Source organism: Paenibacillus sp. FSL H8-0259 (assembly GCF_037963255.1).
GTDB lineage: Bacteria > Bacillota > Bacilli > Paenibacillales > Paenibacillaceae > Paenibacillus_AQ > Paenibacillus_AQ phytohabitans.
The window spans coordinates 1,906,191-1,928,228 of the sequence record NZ_CP150147.1 but is presented as its reverse complement, the minus strand read 5'-3'; the positions used below and the strand labels follow the sequence as shown (position 1 = coordinate 1,928,228).

The window sequence follows — 22,038 nt, the reverse complement described above, 5'->3', positions numbered from 1 at the left end:
CTCGATCTGAATCCAATGCAAACAAGCCTTTCCCGCTGAGGAGAAAAGCTTGGTTCTGGCCGTTTATTGTACCCGGCAGGGGGCCTGTTAGGGACTTCCCTCTTTCTTGTCCGGGGAATGCCTTAGCGGGAATTACATTACAAATCTCTGTGTTATACTGACACAAAAACGGGAGGATGAAGCAACATGCCAGGACCCTCACTGCGCCAATTGCACGCTCACCATGCCATTCATCAGGGCGGGCTCTCCGGCGCTATAGCCAAGACGGAAGAAATGGAGGAACTGCTGGAAGCGAAGGAATTCGAAGTGGCGCACCAGGCCGCCGAGCATTTAATCGAGTACTGGGAGACGCGGATTATCAGCCACGCCGATGCGGAAGAAGACGGATTCTATCAGGAGATGGCCGGGAAGCATCCCGGCCTGCAAGACGCAGTTCTGCAGCTTGCACGTGATCATGATTTACTGCGGATTATAGTTCAGGATGTCAAAGTAATGCTGGCAGAAGAAGGTCTCACTCCTGAGGTGGTTCACCAGTTCCACGCACTGCTGGTAGTGAACGCGGTTCATAGCCGGGATGAGGAACGTCTTCTGTTCGCGGAGTAGCACGGCTGCTGCTCTCCTGCAGAATGGCACGCAGATCATCTCTATTCATCAACAGGTCCTCAAGCGTATACTCGCCCAGTACCTGCAGATAAGCTTGCAGGGCTCTGCCCAGCACGCCTTTGAGTCCGCACACCGGGGAGATCGGACAACTGCCGCCTGAAGGATGGAAGCATTCGACTAGATAGAAATCATCCTCCATCCGGCGCACGACCTCCCCGATATTGATCTTCTCCGGCGCCAGCGCAAGCCTGATCCCTCCCCCGCGCCCTCTGACCGTTTCAATATAGCCCGCCTTGCCGAGTTCATGCGAGACCTTCATCAGATGATTCTTGGAGATGCCATATGCGCTGGAGATATCCTGTATAGTTGTCAGCTCTTCCCGCTGCTTCGCTCCGAGATACATGAGGATTCGCAAGGAGTAGTCGGTATATAACGTCAGCCTCATCTCTTCTCTCCATTCTGTTTACAAATGCAATGCAGTCAACGGATTGCTGCCGCGAACAGCGGCTTCCATCAAGCAGAACAGGCTTTGCCGGCCTTTTACAAGGAAATTCGATGTCACACGGACAGATACAACGTCCAAGCAAGAGGGAAGTTTAGCAAGTCCCCTCGGCAACAAAACAAGCAAGTGGAAAAACAGCATCTATATAACGCCGGTTTGGCCTCTTTTGAAGAATTGTGATTATTTAAGTGCTGTTTATCCATAAGCGAAGAAAGAGAACGCGGATTCCGCCTTATGTAAGTGATATTATTTACAGATGATATCATATTTTTTGTCTATTTTGTTAAAGTGGTATTTTAAATATATCTTTTATCTTAAAAAGCGTATATATTAATTTTGTACTATATGGAGAGGGGATGACCGTTATTTTATCACAACAAACCCGTGACATTGTCAAATCCACAGCGCCAGTCCTGGCGGAACACGGCACCACTATTACAACGGTGTTTTACCGGAATCTGTTCGAAGCCCACCCGGAACTGCTGAATGTATTTAACCATGCCAACCAGGCGCAAGGCCGCCAGCAGGCGGCACTGGCCAATGCGGTCTACGCAGCGGCAGTCCACATAGATAATCTTGAGAATATTCTGCCCGCGGTAGTGCAGATTGCACACAAGCATGTCAGCCTCGGCATCAAGCCGGAGCATTATCCGATTGTCGGGGAATTTCTGCTGAAGGCGATCAAGGAAGTGCTGGGCGAGGCAGCAACGGATGAGATTCTTACAGCCTGGGAAGAAGCATACGGAGTTATTGCAGGCGCTTTTATCGGCGTCGAAGACAGCATGTATAAGGAAGCGCGCGAACAGGACAATGGCTGGAATTTCTTCAAGCCTTTTACCGTTGTGCGTAAAGTTCAGGAAAGCGGCAGTATTACATCGTTCTATCTGAAGCCGGCGGACGGCTTAGGCGTACCGGATTACAAGCCGGGCCAGTACATCTCTATCCGTGTGCTGATTCCCGGAGAGCAATACACCATGATCCGCCAATACAGCCTGTCGCAGGCTCCCCGGGCAGATGAATTCCGTATTTCCGTGAAACGTGAAGAGACGAATGATCCGAATGGTGTGGTATCCGTCTATCTTCATAACCAGGTGAACGAAGGAGACATTGTTGAAGTCAGCGCTCCGGCAGGCGAATTTCTGCTCGATGTTACCAAAACCACACCTGTAGCGTTCATCTCCGGCGGCGTAGGTATTACCCCCATGATGAGCATGTTCGAGGCAGTTGCCGCAGTAACACCGGACCGGCCGGCGGTATTCCTCCATTCCGCGCGGAACGAGGCGCTTGCCGCCTTCCGCCGGGATATCGACAGACATGCGGCTGCCATGAGCAGCGTCAAGACCAGATTCTTCTACTCCGGCGGTCCGGACGGCGTCATTACAGGTGAGATTCTGAAGAGTTATGTGGACATTACCGGCGATGCGTATGTTTGCGGACCTGTACCTTTTATGGAAGCGATGATCGGAGAATTACTCAAGCTCGGAATGGAAGAATCACAGATTCATTACGAGTTCTTCGGACCGGCACTTCAATTGAGCAGCAGATAGATTGCGGGCTAAGTACGCAGCCCATGAACCCGGTATACCAAAAAGCACACGGACCGCCTTCCAAATCATTACGATTCGGGGCGGTCCGTGTGCTTATTGACGGGAAAGCAGCCATTTATATAGTACCTGCGCATGATTGTGTATAGGGTCCTTCGCGGCATATATCAGTGTAACGTCCTGCGCCAGCGCCAATTCTGCGATCTCCGCAGCAAGTCTTCCCCGCGCCGGATCTTCCTCCAGCTCCCGGATATAGCTGTTACTGAATGCCGCAAACCGCTCTGGTATATGGCCGAACCATTGGCGCAGCCCGGGGCTTGGAGCAAGCTCCTTCATCCACTCGTCTATGGCAGCCTGCTGCTTCGTAATTCCCCGCGGCCATAGCCTGTCCACCAGTATCCGGTACCCGTCCCCCGGAGCAGCCGGCTCATAAACGCGCTTAAGATATATAGAGTAAGGAAGGTCAGCTGACCTCCGGCAGGAATGCTCCAACATCTAGTCTCCCTCCTGTTACCCATACTGGAACGAACCGTTGTTTAGTACACTCAATATACCATGGGGCAAATTGCCCTGCCAGTGACAGGCTGTCCGTAAGATTGCAATACCGTAGCAAGCAAGGCAGGGCTGCCCATATGCAGCAGCTATTCCGCCTCAAGAATGAAACGGTTCCACTTCTGCTGCCAGGCGATGTCGTTCCAGAATGGATGATGCGGTGCACAGTTGGAGCATAACGTCATTCCCCAGAAGCCCAGCGCCATACCTTTGCGCAGCGAATACTCGGCAATGAATTTGCCGACCGGTCCTTCCTCGAAACCTGCATGCAGCGGGGTATAACCGACATAACCTTCACCTATAACGACTGGTATGCCGGAATGCGAGGCCCACTCATGGGCTTCTTCCAGGCGCATATCCGCTTTTTGCAGCATAGCCAGCTTATGGGCACCGTAACGGTCATATAAATAGAGGTCCCACCGGTCCGGATCGGCCCAATCATGCAGGTAGATGAGCTTCATCCCGACCGGATTGCCCTCCATCCGCCATTCCTGCCCTGCCGGCAGTGTCCACTTCTCAAAGGGAGGTGCATCCTCTCTTAATAAAGACCGGACAAAGGCGTTCGGAAATGACATTTGTTCATCATTTAATCCGGCTGCATCCATGAGTTCATTTAATACGCCTTTAATATAGAGATGATAATGGGCGACCTGCATATTGCGGGCCACATAAGCCTTCGGATAGGCTTCATTCAGCGTATAGCTGGCCGTTATCAGGATGTCGGGATGCTGTGCCCGGAGATAATCCACCGCTTCTTCTATGTAAGGCTGCATCGCTTCTACCAGCTTAGGCGTATCCGTTTCTCCGATTCCCTGCTCCACGCCGACAGCGGTAAGCTGTCCGAATTCCACCTCGTTATGCAGCTCTGCATAGACGATTTGACTGGCGAAGCCTTCTTCTTTAACCAACCGGATGAGCTGATCCATGGAGCTGGCGATTGCCATAAATCGTTCCTTAGGAGCGATAGCGGCCAGTTCGTCGCGCAGCGCGGGATACGCCAGGAAGCTCGGACTCTGCTGATATTCCCAGGAAGACAGCATGATGTAGACGCCATGTGCCTTGGCCTGCCTGAACAGCTCCAGCAGGTGGGCATGCCCGTCCAGCTCGGCACCGCCCCGGCAATTATACCAGCGTGTCCGCTGCCCTACTTCTCCTAGGCTGCCGAAATGCAGCGGTCCCGGCCGTTTACCTTCCGCCGTGAACAATAAGAACGGCATCGCACAGATCCGGACCGTATTGTAGCCTCTATCCACCGCTTCCTGGAAGCGTGCGGCCAAATCGTGATAAGGCTCGCCGGGCAGGGTCATCGTGTACCAGGAGAAATCCCACATGGTGATGGTCAGTTTGCGCGGTAACTTTTGAATGACTGAATTCATTATTATCACTCCTAATTTGGGGATTCGCGTCTTATTCCGTTCTAATCACAAGCTCATACACAGGAACTGCACGAATGGAAGCAATATAGGCAATCAGCTCAGCAGCGGTCTCATTCCAGCCTGCCATTGTCGTATTACTGTTCACGACAGTCCCTTTGCGGATCGGTGATACATAGAGATACATTCCCTTGTCAACCAGCCGCTCTTCAAACCGCTTGAGTCCGATTTCCCAAGTCGTGTTGTTGCAGAAGTTATCATTAATGAGATCACCGTCAATGAAGGCATAGCCGATATCGCCGGTATAATCTATTTGGAGCAAGGCTTCTTTGACACCGTCCAGAGAGCCGGATGCGAATTCAAGAACCGCCCGTTCTTCCTTGACCTTCGTCCATGTAAAAGCAATATCTTTCTTCGGTGCGAGCAGTTTGTAGGTTGTGAATAAACCGTCCTTTGATGCTTCCACCAGCTCTCCGCCCGATACCGAACCTAAACCAGCTTCAAAATCAGGGAACACACTTAGCGTGACTTCCTCCCGATCCGTGGATTCCAGCTTAATCTCATCCCCCGATACGAGCAGATTCGAGTCCGTGAACAGGACACGCTGCTTGCCGCGGACTTCGGTTTTCCAGAACCCGAGGCTCTGCTTATCCGTCATAGTGTAGATGACAACTTTCTTGCCTGCAGCAGACACAAGACGCACGATGCCCGAAGTCTGCTCTTCCACTTCAATGATCGTCAGATCATCAAGCTGCCTGGTATGACCGACTTCGGTCTCAATACCCGCCACATCGTCCGATTGCAGCGCATAACTGCCCTTCATTCCTTCCGGCACAAAGAAGAAATAATACACTTCTTCTTCCACATCCAGCTTCGTAATCAGCTGCGCGGTTGCATATTTCAGCGTAATACCGGCCAGATCGAAGTTATACGGCAGAATCGCAAAGCTCTCGCTGCCCAGCGTCAGCTCACCTTGAGCGGGAATCGTTATCGTCTCACCGGGAAGCTCAATGCTGACGTTCATATCCTGCAGATCATGATTCTCCACATGATCCTGGAAATTATTCAGGAACAGGAAGCCGGAGCCTTCATGTGAACGGATGGCATAGCGTAATTCACTCACATCGTACGGATCTTGCCCGGAGGTGTCCCCCGGCAGAATCGTCTTGGTCAAAGCGAACTGATTCTGGAACCCGGTGAACAAATAATGCTGCAGCTTCGTCCGCTTGTACGATTCGCGCACTTGTCCGAATTCGCCAATCATCGCATTGAAATCATAGGAAATCTTCGGTGTCGCCAGATCGTTCGTGAACGGATTCACCTTTCCCTTAGGATTGCTACCCCCGTGGTACATATAGTATCCGAGCATATTGCAGCCCTCCGCTGTCTTCATGACAGACATGGCCGGAACACTGTTATACGGAAACTCGAACCGGTATTTATAGAACTGAACCATCCCGCCGCCCATCTCACAACAGGCATACGGATAGTCTTCCGGCTGGTAGAAGGGCTCGAAATTATAGCTCTTTGGAAGTTCGTTATTATGTTTGTCGCGGAAAATATACTCCGGTGTCGCCGGATGCTCCTTAATCCCGTCGAAGCGGTCTGTTTCATAATAAATCCACGGCCAGTACGCATATCCGCCCCATAATGGGAGCATATCCGGTACTGGTGTCGTAGCGCCGCCCCAGCCAGTACATGTATAAATAGGCGTATCGATTCCCGACTCAATCGCCAGATCTCTTAGCAGCAGCATGTGCTCATTCCCGCCGCTGCCGCCATTCAGCCACATATTGTTAATGCCGGTGGTAAGGCCCCACTGTGCCGAGGAATGGTTATGCTCATTCTCGATCTGTGTGCCGATAATCGGCCCTCCCTCTTTGTACAACAAGGCCTGCACCTGCAAACCGATTTCCGCATACAGCCTCCTTACATAGGCCAGATACCCTTCATCATTGGAGCGGACCTCAAACGGGCGTCCGAACAGCCAATCCGGCATGCCGCCGCTTCTCATTTCCCCGTGACAGAAGGGGCCGATGCGGATCATGACATAAAGTCCATGCTGATCACACAGCTGAATGAACCGGCGCAAGTCTTTATTGCCTGCCCATTCATATATGCCTTCGATTTCTTCATGCAAATTCCAGAAAATATAAGTCGTGACGATGTTAACGCCACCCATCTTCATCTTAATAATCTCATCTTCCCAGTAGGCTTCATCATACCGGGAGAAATGGAATTCACCGCACACACCAAAAAACGGCTCCCCGTTCTTCTCCATATAATAGTTCGTAAAGCTGATCCGTTCGCCCGAAGGGTTCACGCCGCCAAGCTTAATATGACCTGAGAATATATTCTTTTTATCATCATTTACTTTGATCGGGTAGTTCTTCATAAAGGTCTGACTCTCCTTAGTTCAATTCCCGTTCAACTACACTAAACCCGTTCGGCCGATACACGGTAAGCACTTGCTGCTGTCCGGGCGCTGGTTGCACAGGGAGGTTCAAGGTCAGGAGATCTCCCGGCTGCATATCTGGAATGACTAATCTGGTTCCTTCCTCGCCTGCTGAGGACACCGTTAAATAATAATCCCGCACGGCATAGCTGGGAATATCCTTCCGGCATGTCAGGGTTACCTCAAGCGCTCCGTCGTGCCAGACTGGTAGCTCTACCAGCAAGAGCGGTGAAGAGATCTCACGCAAGGCAGCAAACGACGGCTTCACCCGGTTGTAAATGTCTACAGAACCATGGATCCGCTGCTTCAGCTTCCCTTCACCCTCTTCGCCCATTTGCGTACGGTAATCATTTAGGCTGAAGAAGATTAACGCCGCGAACTGGGGATACTGGCGGTAGATTTCTGTTTTTTCGATAAGCAACCCGGTTCTTCTGGCGTCCCCGCCTTCAAACACCGGCTCACAAAGCCCATATTCAGCCACAACAATGGGCTTATCTGGGTAATCGGCAATAATCTGCCGGATGACCTTATGCTCATCCAAATCGCCATGCCACGTTCCGATATATTCGTTCCACATCAGCAGATCACCCGCACCAGTGGCATCCCTGTCAGGCTGATAAAGAACACTGTTGCTTACATAATTGATCAGCCGGCTCGGGTCCAGCTGCAGAAGTTCCGCCTTCAGCTGCTCCATATAATGCAGGGTCACGGCAGACTGGCCATCCAGCTCATTCCCCATCCCCCAGGCAAAGATACACGGATGATGCGCATGACTGCCAATCATCTCCCTGGCTTGAGACAGGGCAAGCGCGAAGGTCTCCTTCCCCGGCTCTGCCGGCTGCTGCCAATGAGGAATTTCCTCCTGAACCAGCAGGCCATTGCGGTCACACCAGTCCAGCAAATCATTTCCCTGCTGCCAGTGGAATCGTGTAATGACACAATTCGCTTCCTTCAACCGCTCAAGCATCGCAATCAGATCCGCCTGCTTCTCAGCCATTCCAGCCGCCGGATTCGAACCAGGCATCCACTCCACACCCATCAGCCGGACCGGTTCGCGGTTCAGCCACAGCTCATGTCCCTTCACGACAATCTCCCGGAAGCCAAACGGGCGGACTACCCGGTCCTGGACCTGATCCCCAGTGCGCAGTACAATCTCAAGCTCATACAAGTCCGGATGGTCAAAATGCCACAAATCAACCTCCTTGAGCTGCTGAATGGACGCCAATCCTGTGACGACAAGCGTTACCGGCCGGATCAGCCCGCCGTCATCGGCCCAGTCAAAGCTGTTGCCCTGGGGCAACGCCACGTCACTGTTGCTGTTGTCCACTCGAATCACAAGCCGGTTCCCGCCTCCCGCATGAATATATGGGGTCAGATCCGCTTCAAATGGGGTATAGCCGGAATTGTAGTGGCTGCCTGCCTCTACACCATTAACCCAGATATCCGTATCGCGGTAAGCCCCTTCAAAGGAAAGCCGTATCCGGCAGTCCTTCCACTCGTCAGGGACTGTTAACATTTGTTCATACCAGCCTGCCCCGCGGTATTCCTCCAGACCCTCCTGTACATTCCAGGTATGCGGAACGGAGACCGTAACCGGGGACGGCAAGCCTGAAGCCTGCCATCCTTCCTGCTCGCCTCGGGTTACAGGACCGGGCTGGAACTTCCAGCCCTCTTCCAGTCTTGCAGTGTAACGCCCTTCATTAATCAGGATACCCACGTCCTTTCACCTGTGTATTCTAACCCGATCTGACCCTTCACTTCTGTACACATAAGCGGCGGTGAATCATCGCACCTTGATGATTAGGCTCCATGGATAGAGCCGTTTCCAGCTCCTCAGCAGCTTCTAGGGTACGTCCGAGTCCAAGCAATCCCAGTCCGCGCATATACCGGCAGTGAATCACATTGCGGCGGTCCAGGTTATCCTCAAATACCAGGAAGTCCGGCAGCGACACCGCAAAGTAGTCCATTTTGATCTCATCAAAAATATGCTTCTCCGCATAATCAATCAGTTTATTGAAGCGGCGTTTGGCTTCCTTCTCATTATGCAGCTTCAGCCACGCCAGCCCCTGGTAGAAAATCATTTCCGGCGGCTGATCGTTGTAGAACATCGCGCTTGCCGGTTCATCCAGTCCCTGTGAAGCTATGGCATAACTGGCGACGGCTTCTTGTTTCTGCTGCAGAGCTTCGTAGGCCATACCGAGGTAATAGTAGATATTGTTCTCCCGGGCACCCTCCAGCTTGCCTTCACCCAGATTCAGCGGATAGACGAGAGCCTGCTTGAAGCGGGCAACCGCTTCCCCGTAAAGTCCAGCCTGCAGATGCTGTTTGCCAAGCTCCGTATGGGCGAACTTGTATTGTCCGGTTACTTTGCCTTCCCCGCCTTCCCAAGGGTGGAAATTCCGTGAGCTTAAGGCTGCGAGAGCTTCATCATACCGTTCAAGATTGTTAAGCAGCGTAACATATTCGACGAAAAGATCATCACGCCGCTCCACCTGGCCGCGCTTCGTTTCAAGAATGGCGAGGCGCTCTGCTGAGGTCCAGGCCAGCTTCTTGCGGAGCTGGTCCAGTTCAAACAGTATCCGCACATCTTCCGGTGAGCAGGCGTACGCTTGCTCAAGCGAAGCCATGGCCGCCTGCCGGTTATCCTGCTTGTTGAAATAGGCGAGTCCCAGGTTACGGTGAACTGTAGCGTAATCCCCCCGAAGCTCCCGTGAACGCTCCCAGCTTGCGATAGCCTCCTCCGGGCGTTTTTTATCATAAAAGAAGTTGCCCAGATAGTAATGCGCCTTGTCATCTTCCGGACTGGCCTCAACGGTGCTCTCCAGCAGTGCCAGCTCAAACAAAGTGTTAGGGAAGCAATAGGCTGGATCTGCGGACTGGCCGGCACGGCGCTGCTCTTCCGCCTTCTGAAGCTGCCCAGTACGTGCATACAGCTCTCCAAGAGCGTAATGCAGCACCGGATACACGGAGCTTCCGGCAGGAACAGCTCTTTCGCCAATCTCAATGGCTTCTGGCAGCAGGCCGCTGTCCATATAGTCTGAGATCAGATTAAGATAGTTGTGTGCGTCCCTGCGCATAAGCAGATGCAGTTCGGACAGAACCTTTTCAGCACCAGCAGTGTTTTCCAGTGCACGCAGTGCCAGCGCCAGCTCGTTATAGGCACCGAAATCAGCGATATCCAGACCCATAGTTTCCATAGCGAATGCCTTGGCCTGCTCCAATAATCCAAGCTTGCGGAGCATAGCTGCCTTCAGATTACGGGCTTTGTAATTGCGTGAATTGCGGATCAGCGAACGTTCCGCCTGGTCAAGCGCTTCCGCATACTCTCCCTTGTGACTTGAAATTTGCGCCAGAGAGAAGTAACCTGCATCCTGCCAGGCTGCCGACCAGACTGATTTGTGAAAAGCAGTATAGGCCTCGTCCAAACGGTTCTGGCCGCGAAGTGCGGCACCCAGCTGATAGTAAGCCTCGCTGTCATAAGGGTTAGGGTTCCGCCAGGTCAACCGCTCGATCGCTTTGCGGAAATGCTGCTCACCGTCCTTGTAAAGTCCGCGGCGCAGCAGCAGGATTCCATATGCCACATTCAGCCGGATATCTCCGCTGTCCCGCTTCAAGCCCTCCAGATAGTAGGCTTCCGGCTCGAACGTAGCGTGCCGGTATTGCTCCAGATGCTGGCCTGCCAGATACAGCTCCTCTGCTGAACGCAGCTCTTCCGGCGCCGCGAGCGGCTTGGCAGCATCGGGAATACGCTCAATATCCGGACGTTTCGGCTGATAGGAGATCAGCAGTCGGCCTTCCGCATTCCGGACGGACAGCTTCAAGTCATGCTCCTGCTCACCGTTCTCCAGTGTTATAACTGTCTGATACACATCCACCGGGGACACATCCACCGTCTCACGCAGGTAGCAGTTGGCTGCCCCGCTAAGTTCTACGACTGCCTGCTCCAGCTTTGAGGTCGCATACACCTTAACCAATGCCTGACCGGATTCAGCATCAATCTCCAAGTTGACAGCTGCGTCAATTGAAGCATTTTTCACGACCCCAATTTGCTTGTAAGGCATGAAATATTGCGCGAAGGTCTTCTCCTCATAAGGCTGCAGCCAGGTAAAGTCAGGCTGGTTGTCCGTGTATACGCCAGTCATAAGCTCAATGTACGGGCCATCCTCATCGGTCAACTGACGGTCCCACGCCTGGCCGAACTCTCCATTGCCCCAGGTCCATTGCTTCTTGCCGGGCGAAACATGATGATTCGCCACATGCAGCAGCCCAGCTTCTACGCCGTGATCATAGCCGCCGACGAAATTATAATCGGATTTATAAGCCATATAAGAAGTCGGAACCGGGATATTCTTGTAGCGGGAAATATCTACACCTTCCGAATAATCCTGTTTGTAATAGGTGCCGGTCGCGATCGGGAACCGGGATACATCGCGCTTGCCATGGTCGAATACGGCAGTTACATCCGGAGGAAACACCGATTGCGTATGATCATTGACCGCCACCGCCGGATTCGCCCACCACAGGAAGGTCTGCGGCTGAGGTGTCCGGTTGTAAACTTGAGCATTAATCTCCAGGTAAGCTTTGCCCGGATATAGCTTGAAGGCGGCGGTAACCTTGGTGCCGTACATCCGGTCAATTTCACTGACCCATACTGTAGCGCTTCCATCTTCGGTTTGCTCATACCGGTATTCTACCGGACCGAAGGTATTCGGGCGGTGATGCTGCGGCCAGTTGAATTCAATCCCCCCGGAAATCCACGGCCCGGCCAGGCCAACGAGTGCCGGCTTGATGACCCGGTTATAGTAGACGAAGTCGTAATTATTGGTCTTGTCGAGAGCCCGGTAGATTCTGCCGCCAATTTCCGGCATAATTTCAATCCGGACGTATTCATTCTCCAGGATCACCAGCTTGTAGTTTTTATCGGCCTTCACATCCGAGATGGACTCGATTACCGGGTGAGGATACACGCGGCCTGAGCTTCCCTGATAGACTCTTTTCTCCAGAAACATAGGATTGGGGTCAGCTTCTCCCGCCTCATACGTAGGAATCAACACACTTGTCTCCCATACCTGAACTTGGATTCCGCCAGACCCGGCTGGAGCCGCCTCCAATGTATGCTCTACAGCTTCTTGCTTCATGCTTGAACTGCCTCCCTAGTCTTGATAGTTATACTTTAGCGTCTGCCGGGGAAGGTTCCAATTGACGAAATGCGGGAAGTGATGGATTATATTCTTATTCGAAAATATATGAGAAGCCCAAAAGCATTAAACTTAAAGCGTGTTCGTCACTACGGTGAACATTTGGACTTCCGGCCGCTGTTGTCACCAGATTTCTTGATTATTGCCGCTGTCCGCGGTTTGAAATCCGGTGACAAAGGCGGTCGCTACCGCTCCTACAGTTCCAAATTTCCCCTCCGTTCCTATTCGCTTTTCGTTTATTGCTTAGTGATTCTATATATTCCCTTAACAGGGGGAGGGCAGCAGAAATGAGTCATGACCATATTCGCAAGCCTGAAGGGTTTGTCGAGGAGAAGCTATATGTGCTTCCGGAATACTGGATGAAGGAGCTGGAGCAGGAGGAGCTGACTGCTTCCTTATTTATTACGGACATCGGTTATTTCCCTAACGCCCAGTATCATTTCAGGGAACGCCTGGAAGGCAGCCCGTCGCATATCTTTATCTTTTGCGAAGCCGGAGCGGGCTGGATCGAGCTGAATCATGGAGAACGCATGCACCTGCAGCAGGGAGACATGATGATTATTCCTCCCGAAACCGCACACAGGTATGGGGCAATGCAGGAGAACCCCTGGAGTATCTACTGGTTTCATTTCAAAGGAAGCCACGCGAATAGACTGGTGCAGCTGTTCGGTTTATCTAATGCTCCCCTCTCATTATCACCAAGCGGTAAAGCCCGTTTAATTGAATGGTTCGTCCCTGCCTTTGAGATGCTGGCCGAACGGACTTATGCCCTGACTACACATATACATGTTGCGCAGACCGTAAGGCAGCTGCTCTCCGGAATTGGCCTGAGCGCCGGGAAATCCGCACAAGAGAAGAAACGCGAAACTTATCTGGAGCAGGCGGTTCAATACATGAATGGACACATGGGCGGCTCCATTTCACTCATTGAGCTGGCTAACCATGTAGGAGTATCGAAACAGCATCTGATCTATTTGTTTAATTCCGAAACCGGAGTCTCTCCGATTGAATATTTCCTGCGGCTCAAGATCCAGCGGGCAGGTCATCTTCTGGATCTTACTGAACTGAGCATTAAAGAGGTCAGCTCGGCCGTGGGTATTCATGATCCTTATTATTTCTCCCGGCTCTTTAAGAAGATTTCGGGCTTCTCTCCTTCAAGCTACCGGAAAATACCAAAGGGCTAACATTCCTTCACAACGATTAATGTACCTTTTAAATTCCGGTTCGACCCAAAGAAATCTCATTAGGAGGGCACCATGAACATATCAGTTCAAAAATTCAGGATCGGCAGGAAAACCGGAATCACATTAAGTATTATAGCTATCCTGATCATCGCAATTGTCGTTGTAAACCAGCTAACACCGCGTCCTTTTGTGGCTATTTTTAGAGCATTAATTAGTACCCAGGAGAATGCTGTAAATGTGGGTCCGTACGCTGAACAAATCATAGATGTTGAAGTTAGTGACGTAATCAGTATTCCTGTCGAGGGTTTACCCGATGCGCAGATAACCATGTATACCTTTGGCGTTGAATCAGACAAGCCTAAGCCCCTGATTTTATTCATACATGGCGGCGGCTGGACCGTAGGTACTGCGAAACAAGTGGGTTCCTTCTCGAAACTCTTAACGTCGGAAGGATATGTTGTGGCTTCCCTGGATTATTCGCTCGCTCCTGAGTACAGATATCCGGCTCCCATACAGCAGGCCGCAGCAGCAATCCATTATCTGCAGACTCATGCTGAGGAATACAATGCAGATCCTGCAAAGCTCTTCATCGGCGGTAACTCAGCGGGTGCGCAAATATCAAGTCAGCTGGGAGCGATGATTACTAATCCCACTCTTGAACAGCAAGTCGGGGTAAATTTGGATATACCGGCTGCAAACGTGAAAGGCTTACTGTTATTGAATGGTGTATATGACTTTGATACTGTAGCACGGGATAACTTCCCCGGGTTTAGAAAATATGCCTGGAGTTACACTGGACAGAAAGATTACGAAAACTACTCCAGATTAGACGAGCTTTCAACTGTAAAAAATATCACCTCCGAATATCCGGCAACATTTATAACCGCAGGTGATGCTGATCCTCTGGAACCTCAAACCTACGAAATGGACGCCGTTCTCAGAGCTAAGGGTGTTGACGTTACAAGTGTTTATTGGACAGGCAGCGGAAATAAATTGCCTCATGATTATATCTACCAACTACAGACGGAGCCTGCGCAAATCGCCTATGAAGAGGTTGTCAAATTTCTAAACGATAAATCGCAGCCATAGAAATTGAGCGCGGCAGCTAAATCAAACAGCGGCAATCCGTGACCTTATTTCCCCGTCCCGGATTGCCGCTGTTTCTTCATATGCTCCTACTCAACATCCTTCCCGGTAAACAGCTCCACTCTCGCTTTTACCAGCTCCGTATATTCCTTCTCCATCTTCTCAGCACCGGCTTTGTTCAGCTCTGCAATGAAATCATCGTAGATTGTATCGAACTCGGCTGTGCTGGCGAGGATGGCTTCCGGTATGCGCTTGTGGACGATATCCTGTGTTTTTTGATAGATGACCTGATAGTCCCCATCGGTTGGCACCGGCATGTTGTACAGCGCGCCCCACTCTTTGACCGGGAATTCATCCTCCGCAGGGAAGAGATCCTTCCAGGTTGTCGCTTTATAAGCGGCCAGGCTTTCCTTCTCTGCATCCGAATATTCGGCAAGGATCTGTTCGGGGAAGTTCGTGGTATAGTAATTATCCGTGGAATCCTTCACCCCGTCACCGTAGCGGACACCCAGGATGGAATATAAGCCAATCCCTGTATTCTTGGTGAAATTTGCGGCATCGTTAACCTTCTGGTCGAGAATGTCAGCAGGAATGACACGTTGTCCATTGTCCACATTGTATTGTTTGCCTTCGATGCCCCAGTTTCTCAGCACCTGGCCTTCTTCCGAGGACAGCCAGTCCAGGAATTTAATTGCGCGGACCGGATCCTTGCAGGCAGTGGTGATGCTGATGCCATAGCCGTCCACTCCTACTGACTGCATCGCATGATCCTTATACTCCTCACTCAGCGTCACCGGGAAATGCGCATACGTATACTCATCTTTGCCGGCCGCTTTGAGGGCATTCTCCGCATCCTGATACTCCCATTCTACAGAAGTGAGACCCAGCACCCGGCCGCTGGCGATTTTGGCTTTGTATTGATCATCCTTTTGGACAAAAGAGTCCTTATCGAGCAGCCCTTCATTATACATATGGTTCAGCCAGCGGAAGTACTCCTTCTCCTCCGGTTTCTTATAATGCAGCATCGTCTCATACGTCTCCGGATTCACATAATATTCGCCGTCATTGGTTCCGCCTGTAGTGACATCCCCCTGATTGGTGACGGTTATCATAACCTTCCAGCCGTCCGCGTTCACCGTCATCGGGATGGTCGGCTGCCCGTCCGTGGTCGGATGCTTGGCCGCATATTCCTTAAGCACATTCTCATAATCCTGCACCGTTCTGACCTCCGGATAGCCAAGCTCCTTCAATACGCGGTGCTGAATCTGAAAGCCGTTGGTTGCATCAAAATTCTGGTTATCCACACCAACATTGGTAGGGATCGAGTAAATGGCCTGGTTGTCGTTACTGTATTTCATCCGGTTCATGTTATCGCCCATTACTTTTTTGATATTAGGCGCGTATTTGTCGATCAGATCGGTCAGATCAAGGACGGCTTCCGCATCCACCAGCTTGCCCAGCTCGCCTTTGGCATAGATGAGTTCGGGATAATCCCCGCTGGCTGCCATCATGGAGATTTTGTCCTGACCGCCGCCGCTGCCGACATCGAATTCCGCATTCAGAGTAACCCCTGTCTTGGCGGTAATCTCTTTGCCGATATCATCCTGCATCTTGTTCCAGTTCGGACTGGCATCGGCACCAAAAAAAGTAAAGGTGACCGGAGCTGTATCATTTCCGCTAGTATTCCCGTTCGCAGCATTCCCGGCGTTATTGCCCGCATTGCTGCTGCAGCCTGCCGAAATGAGCAGCGTGCCTGCCAGAAGCGCCGTGCCTAGTTTTCTTGAAAGTATTGCCTTCATCTCTCTCATCCCCTTTTGCTGAATGCGTTTACAGTCTCATTTTAGCGCCGATGTTGGCGGATAACCTTGATTTTCAAGTCGCAGACTAGCATTATATAGACAAACACGTATTTCAGAGGTGGGACTTTATGAGCAATGTATATTTGAACTGGTTCACGACCGATGAGCATTTCCCGTTCTTTATTCAATACGGCGGGCACGAGGAAGATATGGATCTGCATATGCATGCGGATTTCTCGGAGCTTGTGATTGTGCTGAAGGGGCATGCTTCGCATATCGTCAATGATGAGGAAGCCTTTATCAAGAAAGGCAATGTATTCGTCATTAACGGCGGTACTCCGCATGCGTATAAGGACCCGTATGATTTCAAGATCTGCAACATTATGTACAAAGCCGATATGCTCAAGCTGGCCGGACCGGACTTAAGAACGCTGAACGGCTATCAGGCGCTGTTTGTCTTAGAACCCTTTTACCGCAGCATTAACACCTATAAAAGCAAAATGAACCTCCCCATCGTCAGCCTGGAATATGTGTCATCGCTTGTGGCCGGCATGATTACCGAATATGAGCAGAAGCACCACGGCTATCAGACCATGCTCGCCTCCAGATTCATGGAGCTTGTCGTTTATCTGTCCAGACATTATGACACTCAGGAGAAGGGCGTGGACAACAGCCTGATGCACCTCGCCAGTGCGATCTCCTATATCGAGGATCACTATCATGAACCGGTTACCCTTGATTCCATTGCCGCCAAATCCGATATCTCTGTCCGGCATTTGAACCGGATCTTCCAGGCGTATTATCAGACTACACCGATTGCTTATATTCAGCGCCTCCGGCTGGAACAGGCCTGCTCTCTGCTCAGGCAAACCAGACACCCCATTACCGAAATCTCCTATAGGTGCGGATTTAATGACAGCAACTACTTCACCCGCCTCTTCAAAAAAACGTACGGCAGGTCCCCGAAGGCTTACCGCAATCAGCAGTAGTATTTGTGTTTTACAAAATTATTCAGTATGTTTAAAAATATGAAAGGTGGTTAAGTAATGAAGATTCTCATCGTTGGCTATTTTAACGAGACCGCAAAATCAAATATTGTAAGGTATTTTCCGCAAGACTGGAACGTGGTTATTGTACCGCCCGGAGAAGAAATGCTGCATCATATTGAAGACTGCCAGGTACTCATCCCTGAACATATTAAAGTGGATTACAGCCTGCTTGCTAACGCCAAAAAACTAAAATTGGTACAGACGGGTGCAGGATTTGATAATGTAGATATCCCTGCCTGTACACAGCTTGGTATTTGGGTGGCCAATGCTGCAGGAGTGAATGCACAGGCAGTGGCCGAGCACGTAATGGCACTGATATTGTCTTATTATAAAAACATACCGTTTCTTGATCATTTCATGAAAAACAAGCTGGATGAACATCAATTGGACTATATAGGGAGTGAATTAAACGGTAAAACGATTGGGATTATCGGTTTGGGCGCTATCGGCAAAAAAGTAGCTGCGTTTTGCGGGGCTTTTGATATGAATGTGCTGGCTTATGCGAGACATGCTGCTCCTCAATCTGACGGTTTGGTGAAAATGACAGATTTCGATACTCTTCTAAGCACATCGGACATAGTCAGTGTACATGTACCCTTGACTCCGCAAACCAAACAGCTGATCAACAAAGCGGCATTGAGCAAAATGAAGAATACCAGTCTTTTCATCAATACAGCCCGGGGCGGGATTGTCAATCAAAGAGATTTGATAGATGCCTTAAAAAACGGGGATATTTCAGGCGCATGCCTGGATGTGTTTGAATCGGAACCGCTTCCCATTGACAGTGAGCTCCGGAATCTGGGTAATGTGATCCTTACTCCTCATACAGCAGGAATGCCTGATGGCCGAAAATTCCATAAAAAAAGATATGATTTCTTCATAAATAATATAAAACGTGTAGGAAATGATGAAGAGCCTGAAAGCAAGCTCAATCAGTTATAGTTTAAACTCCAGCGGGGACGGGTGACCCCGCCGCCAAGGCAGCAGTTGCAGCGGTCCATACAGCAGATATGCATGAACCGCTGCTCCATACTCTATACCGCGGGCTGATCCAGCGGCTCATAATCGAACCAGTCATACGCCGCCGGAGTAGCCAGCCCAGACCCTGACGTTGCATACATCGCAACGAATACGCCTGTGAATCCTCCGGAGATTTCTGTGCTGAGATGATGTGTCTCTCCGCTGCCAAGTTCCGTCACCCCGGACTCCGGGCTTTGAACCGAGGCTTCTATGCTGCCGGGCAGCGCCTTAATCCTCAGAATAACCGGTCCGGCCGGACATTCTTCTACATGCTCCACCCGAAGCGAACCGACCGTCCGCCGGAACACGGCGACTCTCCGGCCGTTCGCAGTGCGGAGGACCAGCTCATAATGATGCCTCTCATTCTTATACACCGTAAGCCCGGCTTCTTCTCCTTCATGCTGCGGCTCATAATCCAGCGCTGCTGCTATATTGGCCGTGAAGTGACTAAGCCGGCGGCCAACAAAAGCAGGCGCAGCCGCTTCATTCAGCGTGGCCTCGTGGCCATGCAGCACCAGATGGCCCGGCCGTTCCTCCAGCGACCAGCTTCCCTCTGCGGGATTGCGCAGAAAAGTCCAGTCCAGGCCAAGCCCGGTGCCGTCAAAGTGGTCCCGCACAGGCTTCTCCGGCCAGCGAACTTCCGGCAGCAGCGGCGAGTCCATAACCGGCTCGATGTGGCCGCCGTTCCCAATCACCGGCCAGCCTTCAGCCGTCCAGGTCACCGGAGCCAGAAAAGTTTCCCTGCCCAAATGATGCCCCATCGGATAAGAGACCGGTCTGATCCCCAGGCAAACCGCCCACCAGCTGCCGTCCTGCGCTTCAATCAGGTCCGCATGACCCGTAGCGTGTATGCTGCTGTGCATACTGCGGTTGGACAGAATCGGGTTATGCGGACAAGCTTCATAAGGCCCGTAAGGCTGGCGGCTTCTTGCGATAGTCTCCATATGCCCGTATTCCGTTCCGCCCTCGGCGATCATCAAATAGTACCAGCCGTTATTCCGGTAGACATGCGGAGCCTCGGGATGAGCGCCGCCGGTTCCCTTCCAGATCAGCATACTCTCTGTCAGCATACACCCGGTTTCGATATCAATCTCACACTGGTAGATCCCGTTCCCCTGCTCACCGTCCCGGGCGGACTGAAAGTAGACGCGTCCGTCCTCATCGAATAACAGGGAAGGATCGATGCCGCTCTGCGCAACCGGGTACGGCTGTGACCAGGGACCTTCCGGGTTCTGTGTCTTGACGAAGAAATTGCCCATTCCGCTAACGTTGGTGGTCACCATATAGAACCAGCCGTTATGATAGCGGAGCGTCGGGGCGAATATTCCGCCGGAGCTCCCTGCATTCTCCAGAGGCAGCTGTCCGGCCGTTGTAAGGCAGTGTCCAATCTGACGCCAATGAACAAGATCCCTGCTGTGAAAAATGGGTACTCCCGGATAATATTCAAATGTGCTGGTCACCAGATAATAATCGTCACCTGCCCGGCAGATGCTGGGATCGGGATGAAATCCGGGTATTACGGGGTTGGTATACTGCATTGGCCGCGCTCCTGTCCATTTTCAATTAGCTGTAACTATCCCTACCATTGTAAATGGAGCCGGCTATATCAAACCTTAATTTTCAAGTCACCCGATTAGGAGAATATAGACATTGCCCGCTTCGAGAGCCTCACCCATTTCGGCAAGGTGTTCAAGATGATCTCCGGCCTCCCGCCCCGGGATTAAGAACTTATAAGACTATTCTGCCATCAGTTAAGATCCCGTTAAGAAGGCAACAAACTAACGTATACGGAAGAAAAACCATGGTGACACCAAGAATAAGCAGGATTATTCTCACTTTCTGCCGGGATATGTGCTATGGCTGACCTTTAAGGCCGGTTACGCTTTTTACATGGAATAGAACTGCGTGTATGATTCCCATTAACACCTGTGCTGAGTTCCTGTGAGCAACTGGAGGGAGTCTTGAAGAGTGGCAGAGATACAGACAGCGAAAACCTATTATTTGGGGATTCATCCGCATATGCTGGATCCGGTAAGTCTGGAGTATACGAGCTTTGGGGTACTGTGGTACGAAGAGGGCAAGCAACGGTATGTTGTAGGTTACGGATTTGGGGCAGACCAGATCGAAACGCTGTTTCACTTTTGCAGAGCCTCAGCCTCCTTCACTTGTTCGAATGAACAGGTGCTGTACAATATTTACACTAGCATCCGAGACAAGCAGCAGGAACGTGACTGGCAGACGCGCAAGCGGCTGGCTTTGTGGACAGCCTTCAAGGAACCCTGGAAAAGTATGCCTGACGGCTGGTATGTCCTCCGGTCCCGTGACAAATTCCCCTTGCATCTGTCTGTTGTCCGTAAAACTAAATATAGTATCTGGCTGGAGCATGCGGCCGTTTGCGAGAATGAAGCCCAGCTTACGGGGTATCTGGACCGGGCGAAACAAACCCATCATTTAACATCAATAGTGCCTATGGAACTTCAGGAGGGCAGTATCCATGAATAGTAACAAGCTATCGCAGATTGAACTCTTTGCATTTGATACCACTCCTTCGTTCGCCGACAGACCGGTCCGGGCCGGTTCATTATATCTGCTGCTGCGGCTCACCTGGGGAGAACAAATTCATTACGGGGCATGCGAGATCGAGATTACACGAAGTGGACAATCCTTTGATTTGACGAAATGGGGGGCTCCTCTGAGATGTATTCACCATTCAACAGTGGAGGAGATAGTGGTAACCTTGCGCCGCAAGGAGCAGGAGTGGGCAACAGGTCAGCTTGGATTGCTGCAATCCGCCTTATCCGGCATTCTTCAGGCCAGGGTTCCTGTTACCGCGGAGCACGGAAGACATGCGCATCAGGTAAACTCTCATGCCGCCTTTACTCCATACCCGGTAAACAGCCGCTTCCGTGAGTTGACGTTATCCCGCTTGATCGACGAATCGGTCGCCTACTACTCCATCCTCCGGTAATAGAAATAATTGACCGCCCAGCTTATTCCTTCAACCGCCGCCACAACCGGTAGCCCTTGCGGACGATCTCCAGAATGGGCCGGGGAACCGGAAACATCCAGCGGGAGGCAACAGGCCGGTACAGGTGATAATACGCCTTCTTGAAATCCTCCCACATGCTGCAGTCCTCATCCTTCAGGAAATCGGATATATCTACGATCAGGCCGCGGCCGTCCTGAACCATCACATTCTTGGCGTGGACATCATGCGGGTGGAGTCCGCGGGACCGGGCATAACCCAGCGCGCTGTCAATATCTTCTATGGCCTGCGCGGTGATGAGAATTCCCCGTTTCATCGAGTCATAGAAGGTAACTCCTTGCAGCCGTTTCAGGATCAGAAAGTCCGGTCCGCTGTAATAGCATTCGGAGAATGCCGGATGACGGCCGAGGCGGCGGTACACCTCTGCTTCTTCCGTAAGGCCCGGCCTGCCCGGGGCGTACACCTTCACTGCATAACCGGGAGCTTCCGGATGATAGAATACGGCAGCGTAATTCCCGGTTCCCAGCACCTTCCAGGGCTTCGGCACGCTGCGGACCTTCACGGGTTCCAGTGGATCAACACTCTCTATCGTTGCTTGTGCCAATAACTCACCCTTGATCCGTTCTATCAGCTTCTCCATTCCACTCACCCCGCAGCTCAGTTCGATAATTGCTCTATCCTTCCAGT

At 51.4% G+C, this 22,038-nt stretch carries 17 protein-coding genes; 8 read left to right on the top strand and 9 right to left on the bottom strand.

What is annotated here, in order from left to right:
• The first annotated feature begins 186 nt into the window (after positions 1 to 186).
• A complete protein-coding gene (locus NSU01_RS08260) occupies positions 187 to 603 on the top strand; it encodes a hypothetical protein (RefSeq protein ID WP_076242504.1) in 417 nt (138 codons plus the stop codon).
• Here the strand turns inward: NSU01_RS08260 and NSU01_RS08255 are convergent.
• The gene (locus tag NSU01_RS08255) at positions 512 to 1,048 is read right to left on the bottom strand and encodes an Rrf2 family transcriptional regulator (protein WP_042233669.1); all 537 of its coding nucleotides are present in this window, start codon (positions 1,046 to 1,048) and stop codon (positions 512 to 514) included. The two genes, NSU01_RS08260 and NSU01_RS08255, sit on opposite strands and share 92 nt — an antisense overlap.
• 422 nt (positions 1,049 to 1,470) lie before the next feature.
• On the opposite strand from NSU01_RS08255, the gene hmpA reads away from it, so the two are divergent.
• Positions 1,471 to 2,652, top strand: a complete 1,182-nt coding sequence (gene hmpA, locus NSU01_RS08250) for an NO-inducible flavohemoprotein (protein ID WP_076242833.1) — start codon at positions 1,471 to 1,473, stop codon at positions 2,650 to 2,652.
• Between the two features lie 93 nt (positions 2,653 to 2,745).
• Here the strand turns inward: hmpA and NSU01_RS08245 are convergent, their stop codons facing one another.
• The 5 genes from NSU01_RS08245 to NSU01_RS08225 form a co-directional block, all read right to left on the bottom strand.
• Complete coding sequence (locus NSU01_RS08245) at positions 2,746 to 3,144, bottom strand: DUF488 family protein (protein ID WP_042134697.1); 399 nt, start codon at positions 3,142 to 3,144, stop codon at positions 2,746 to 2,748.
• Between the two features lie 146 nt (positions 3,145 to 3,290).
• Positions 3,291 to 4,577, bottom strand: a complete 1,287-nt coding sequence (locus NSU01_RS08240; RefSeq protein ID WP_076242503.1) for a cellulase-like family protein — start codon at positions 4,575 to 4,577, stop codon at positions 3,291 to 3,293.
• A gap of 31 nt (positions 4,578 to 4,608) precedes the next feature.
• The gene (locus tag NSU01_RS08235) at positions 4,609 to 6,969 is read right to left on the bottom strand and encodes a beta-galactosidase (RefSeq protein WP_076242502.1); all 2,361 of its coding nucleotides are present in this window, start codon (positions 6,967 to 6,969) and stop codon (positions 4,609 to 4,611) included.
• A gap of 16 nt (positions 6,970 to 6,985) precedes the next feature.
• Positions 6,986 to 8,746, bottom strand: coding sequence for a glycoside hydrolase family 2 (locus tag NSU01_RS08230; protein ID WP_076242501.1), 1,761 nt, complete (start codon positions 8,744 to 8,746; stop codon positions 6,986 to 6,988).
• A gap of 37 nt (positions 8,747 to 8,783) precedes the next feature.
• Positions 8,784 to 12,167, bottom strand: coding sequence for a DUF5107 domain-containing protein (locus NSU01_RS08225; protein WP_076242500.1), 3,384 nt, complete (start codon positions 12,165 to 12,167; stop codon positions 8,784 to 8,786).
• A 347-nt stretch (positions 12,168 to 12,514) separates the two neighbouring features.
• Here NSU01_RS08225 and NSU01_RS08220 point away from each other — a divergent pair, with 347 nt between their 5' ends.
• Entirely contained in the window at positions 12,515 to 13,411 is an 897-nt protein-coding gene (locus tag NSU01_RS08220) for an AraC family transcriptional regulator (RefSeq protein ID WP_042134687.1), read from the top strand.
• Positions 13,412 to 13,483: 72 nt separating this feature from the next.
• Positions 13,484 to 14,500, top strand: coding sequence for an alpha/beta hydrolase (locus tag NSU01_RS08215; protein ID WP_076242499.1), 1,017 nt, complete (start codon positions 13,484 to 13,486; stop codon positions 14,498 to 14,500).
• Positions 14,501 to 14,586: 86 nt separating this feature from the next.
• Here the strand turns inward: NSU01_RS08215 and NSU01_RS08210 are convergent, their stop codons facing one another.
• Complete coding sequence (locus NSU01_RS08210; protein ID WP_076242498.1) at positions 14,587 to 16,296, bottom strand: ABC transporter substrate-binding protein; 1,710 nt, start codon at positions 16,294 to 16,296, stop codon at positions 14,587 to 14,589.
• Between the two features lie 128 nt (positions 16,297 to 16,424).
• Between NSU01_RS08210 and NSU01_RS08205 the strand changes: the two genes are divergently transcribed.
• Together NSU01_RS08205 and NSU01_RS08200 are read left to right on the top strand one after the other, a co-directional pair.
• Positions 16,425 to 17,285: a helix-turn-helix domain-containing protein gene (locus tag NSU01_RS08205; protein WP_042134682.1), complete on the top strand. Its 861-nt coding sequence runs from the start codon at positions 16,425 to 16,427 to the stop codon at positions 17,283 to 17,285.
• 57 nt (positions 17,286 to 17,342) lie between these two features.
• A complete protein-coding gene (locus NSU01_RS08200) occupies positions 17,343 to 18,287 on the top strand; it encodes an NAD(P)-dependent oxidoreductase (RefSeq protein WP_076242497.1) in 945 nt (314 codons plus the stop codon).
• Positions 18,288 to 18,379: 92 nt separating this feature from the next.
• Here NSU01_RS08200 and NSU01_RS08195 read toward each other — a convergent pair whose 3' ends face one another.
• Positions 18,380 to 19,903 (bottom strand): glycoside hydrolase family 43 protein, encoded by a 1,524-nt coding sequence (locus tag NSU01_RS08195; RefSeq protein ID WP_076242496.1) that lies wholly within the window; start codon positions 19,901 to 19,903, stop codon positions 18,380 to 18,382.
• Positions 19,904 to 20,333: 430 nt separating this feature from the next.
• Here NSU01_RS08195 and NSU01_RS08190 point away from each other — a divergent pair, with 430 nt between their 5' ends.
• Together NSU01_RS08190 and NSU01_RS08185 are read left to right on the top strand one after the other, a co-directional pair.
• The gene (locus tag NSU01_RS08190; RefSeq protein ID WP_076242495.1) at positions 20,334 to 20,867 is read left to right on the top strand and encodes a hypothetical protein; all 534 of its coding nucleotides are present in this window, start codon (positions 20,334 to 20,336) and stop codon (positions 20,865 to 20,867) included.
• Positions 20,860 to 21,333, top strand: a complete 474-nt coding sequence (locus NSU01_RS08185; RefSeq protein WP_076242494.1) for a hypothetical protein — start codon at positions 20,860 to 20,862, stop codon at positions 21,331 to 21,333. Before NSU01_RS08190 ends, NSU01_RS08185 begins: the two co-directional genes overlap by 8 nt.
• A gap of 22 nt (positions 21,334 to 21,355) precedes the next feature.
• Here the strand turns inward: NSU01_RS08185 and NSU01_RS08180 are convergent, their stop codons facing one another.
• Positions 21,356 to 21,991: a serine/threonine-protein kinase gene (locus NSU01_RS08180; RefSeq protein WP_042134675.1), complete on the bottom strand. Its 636-nt coding sequence runs from the start codon at positions 21,989 to 21,991 to the stop codon at positions 21,356 to 21,358.
• Positions 21,992 to 22,038 lie beyond the last annotated feature (47 nt).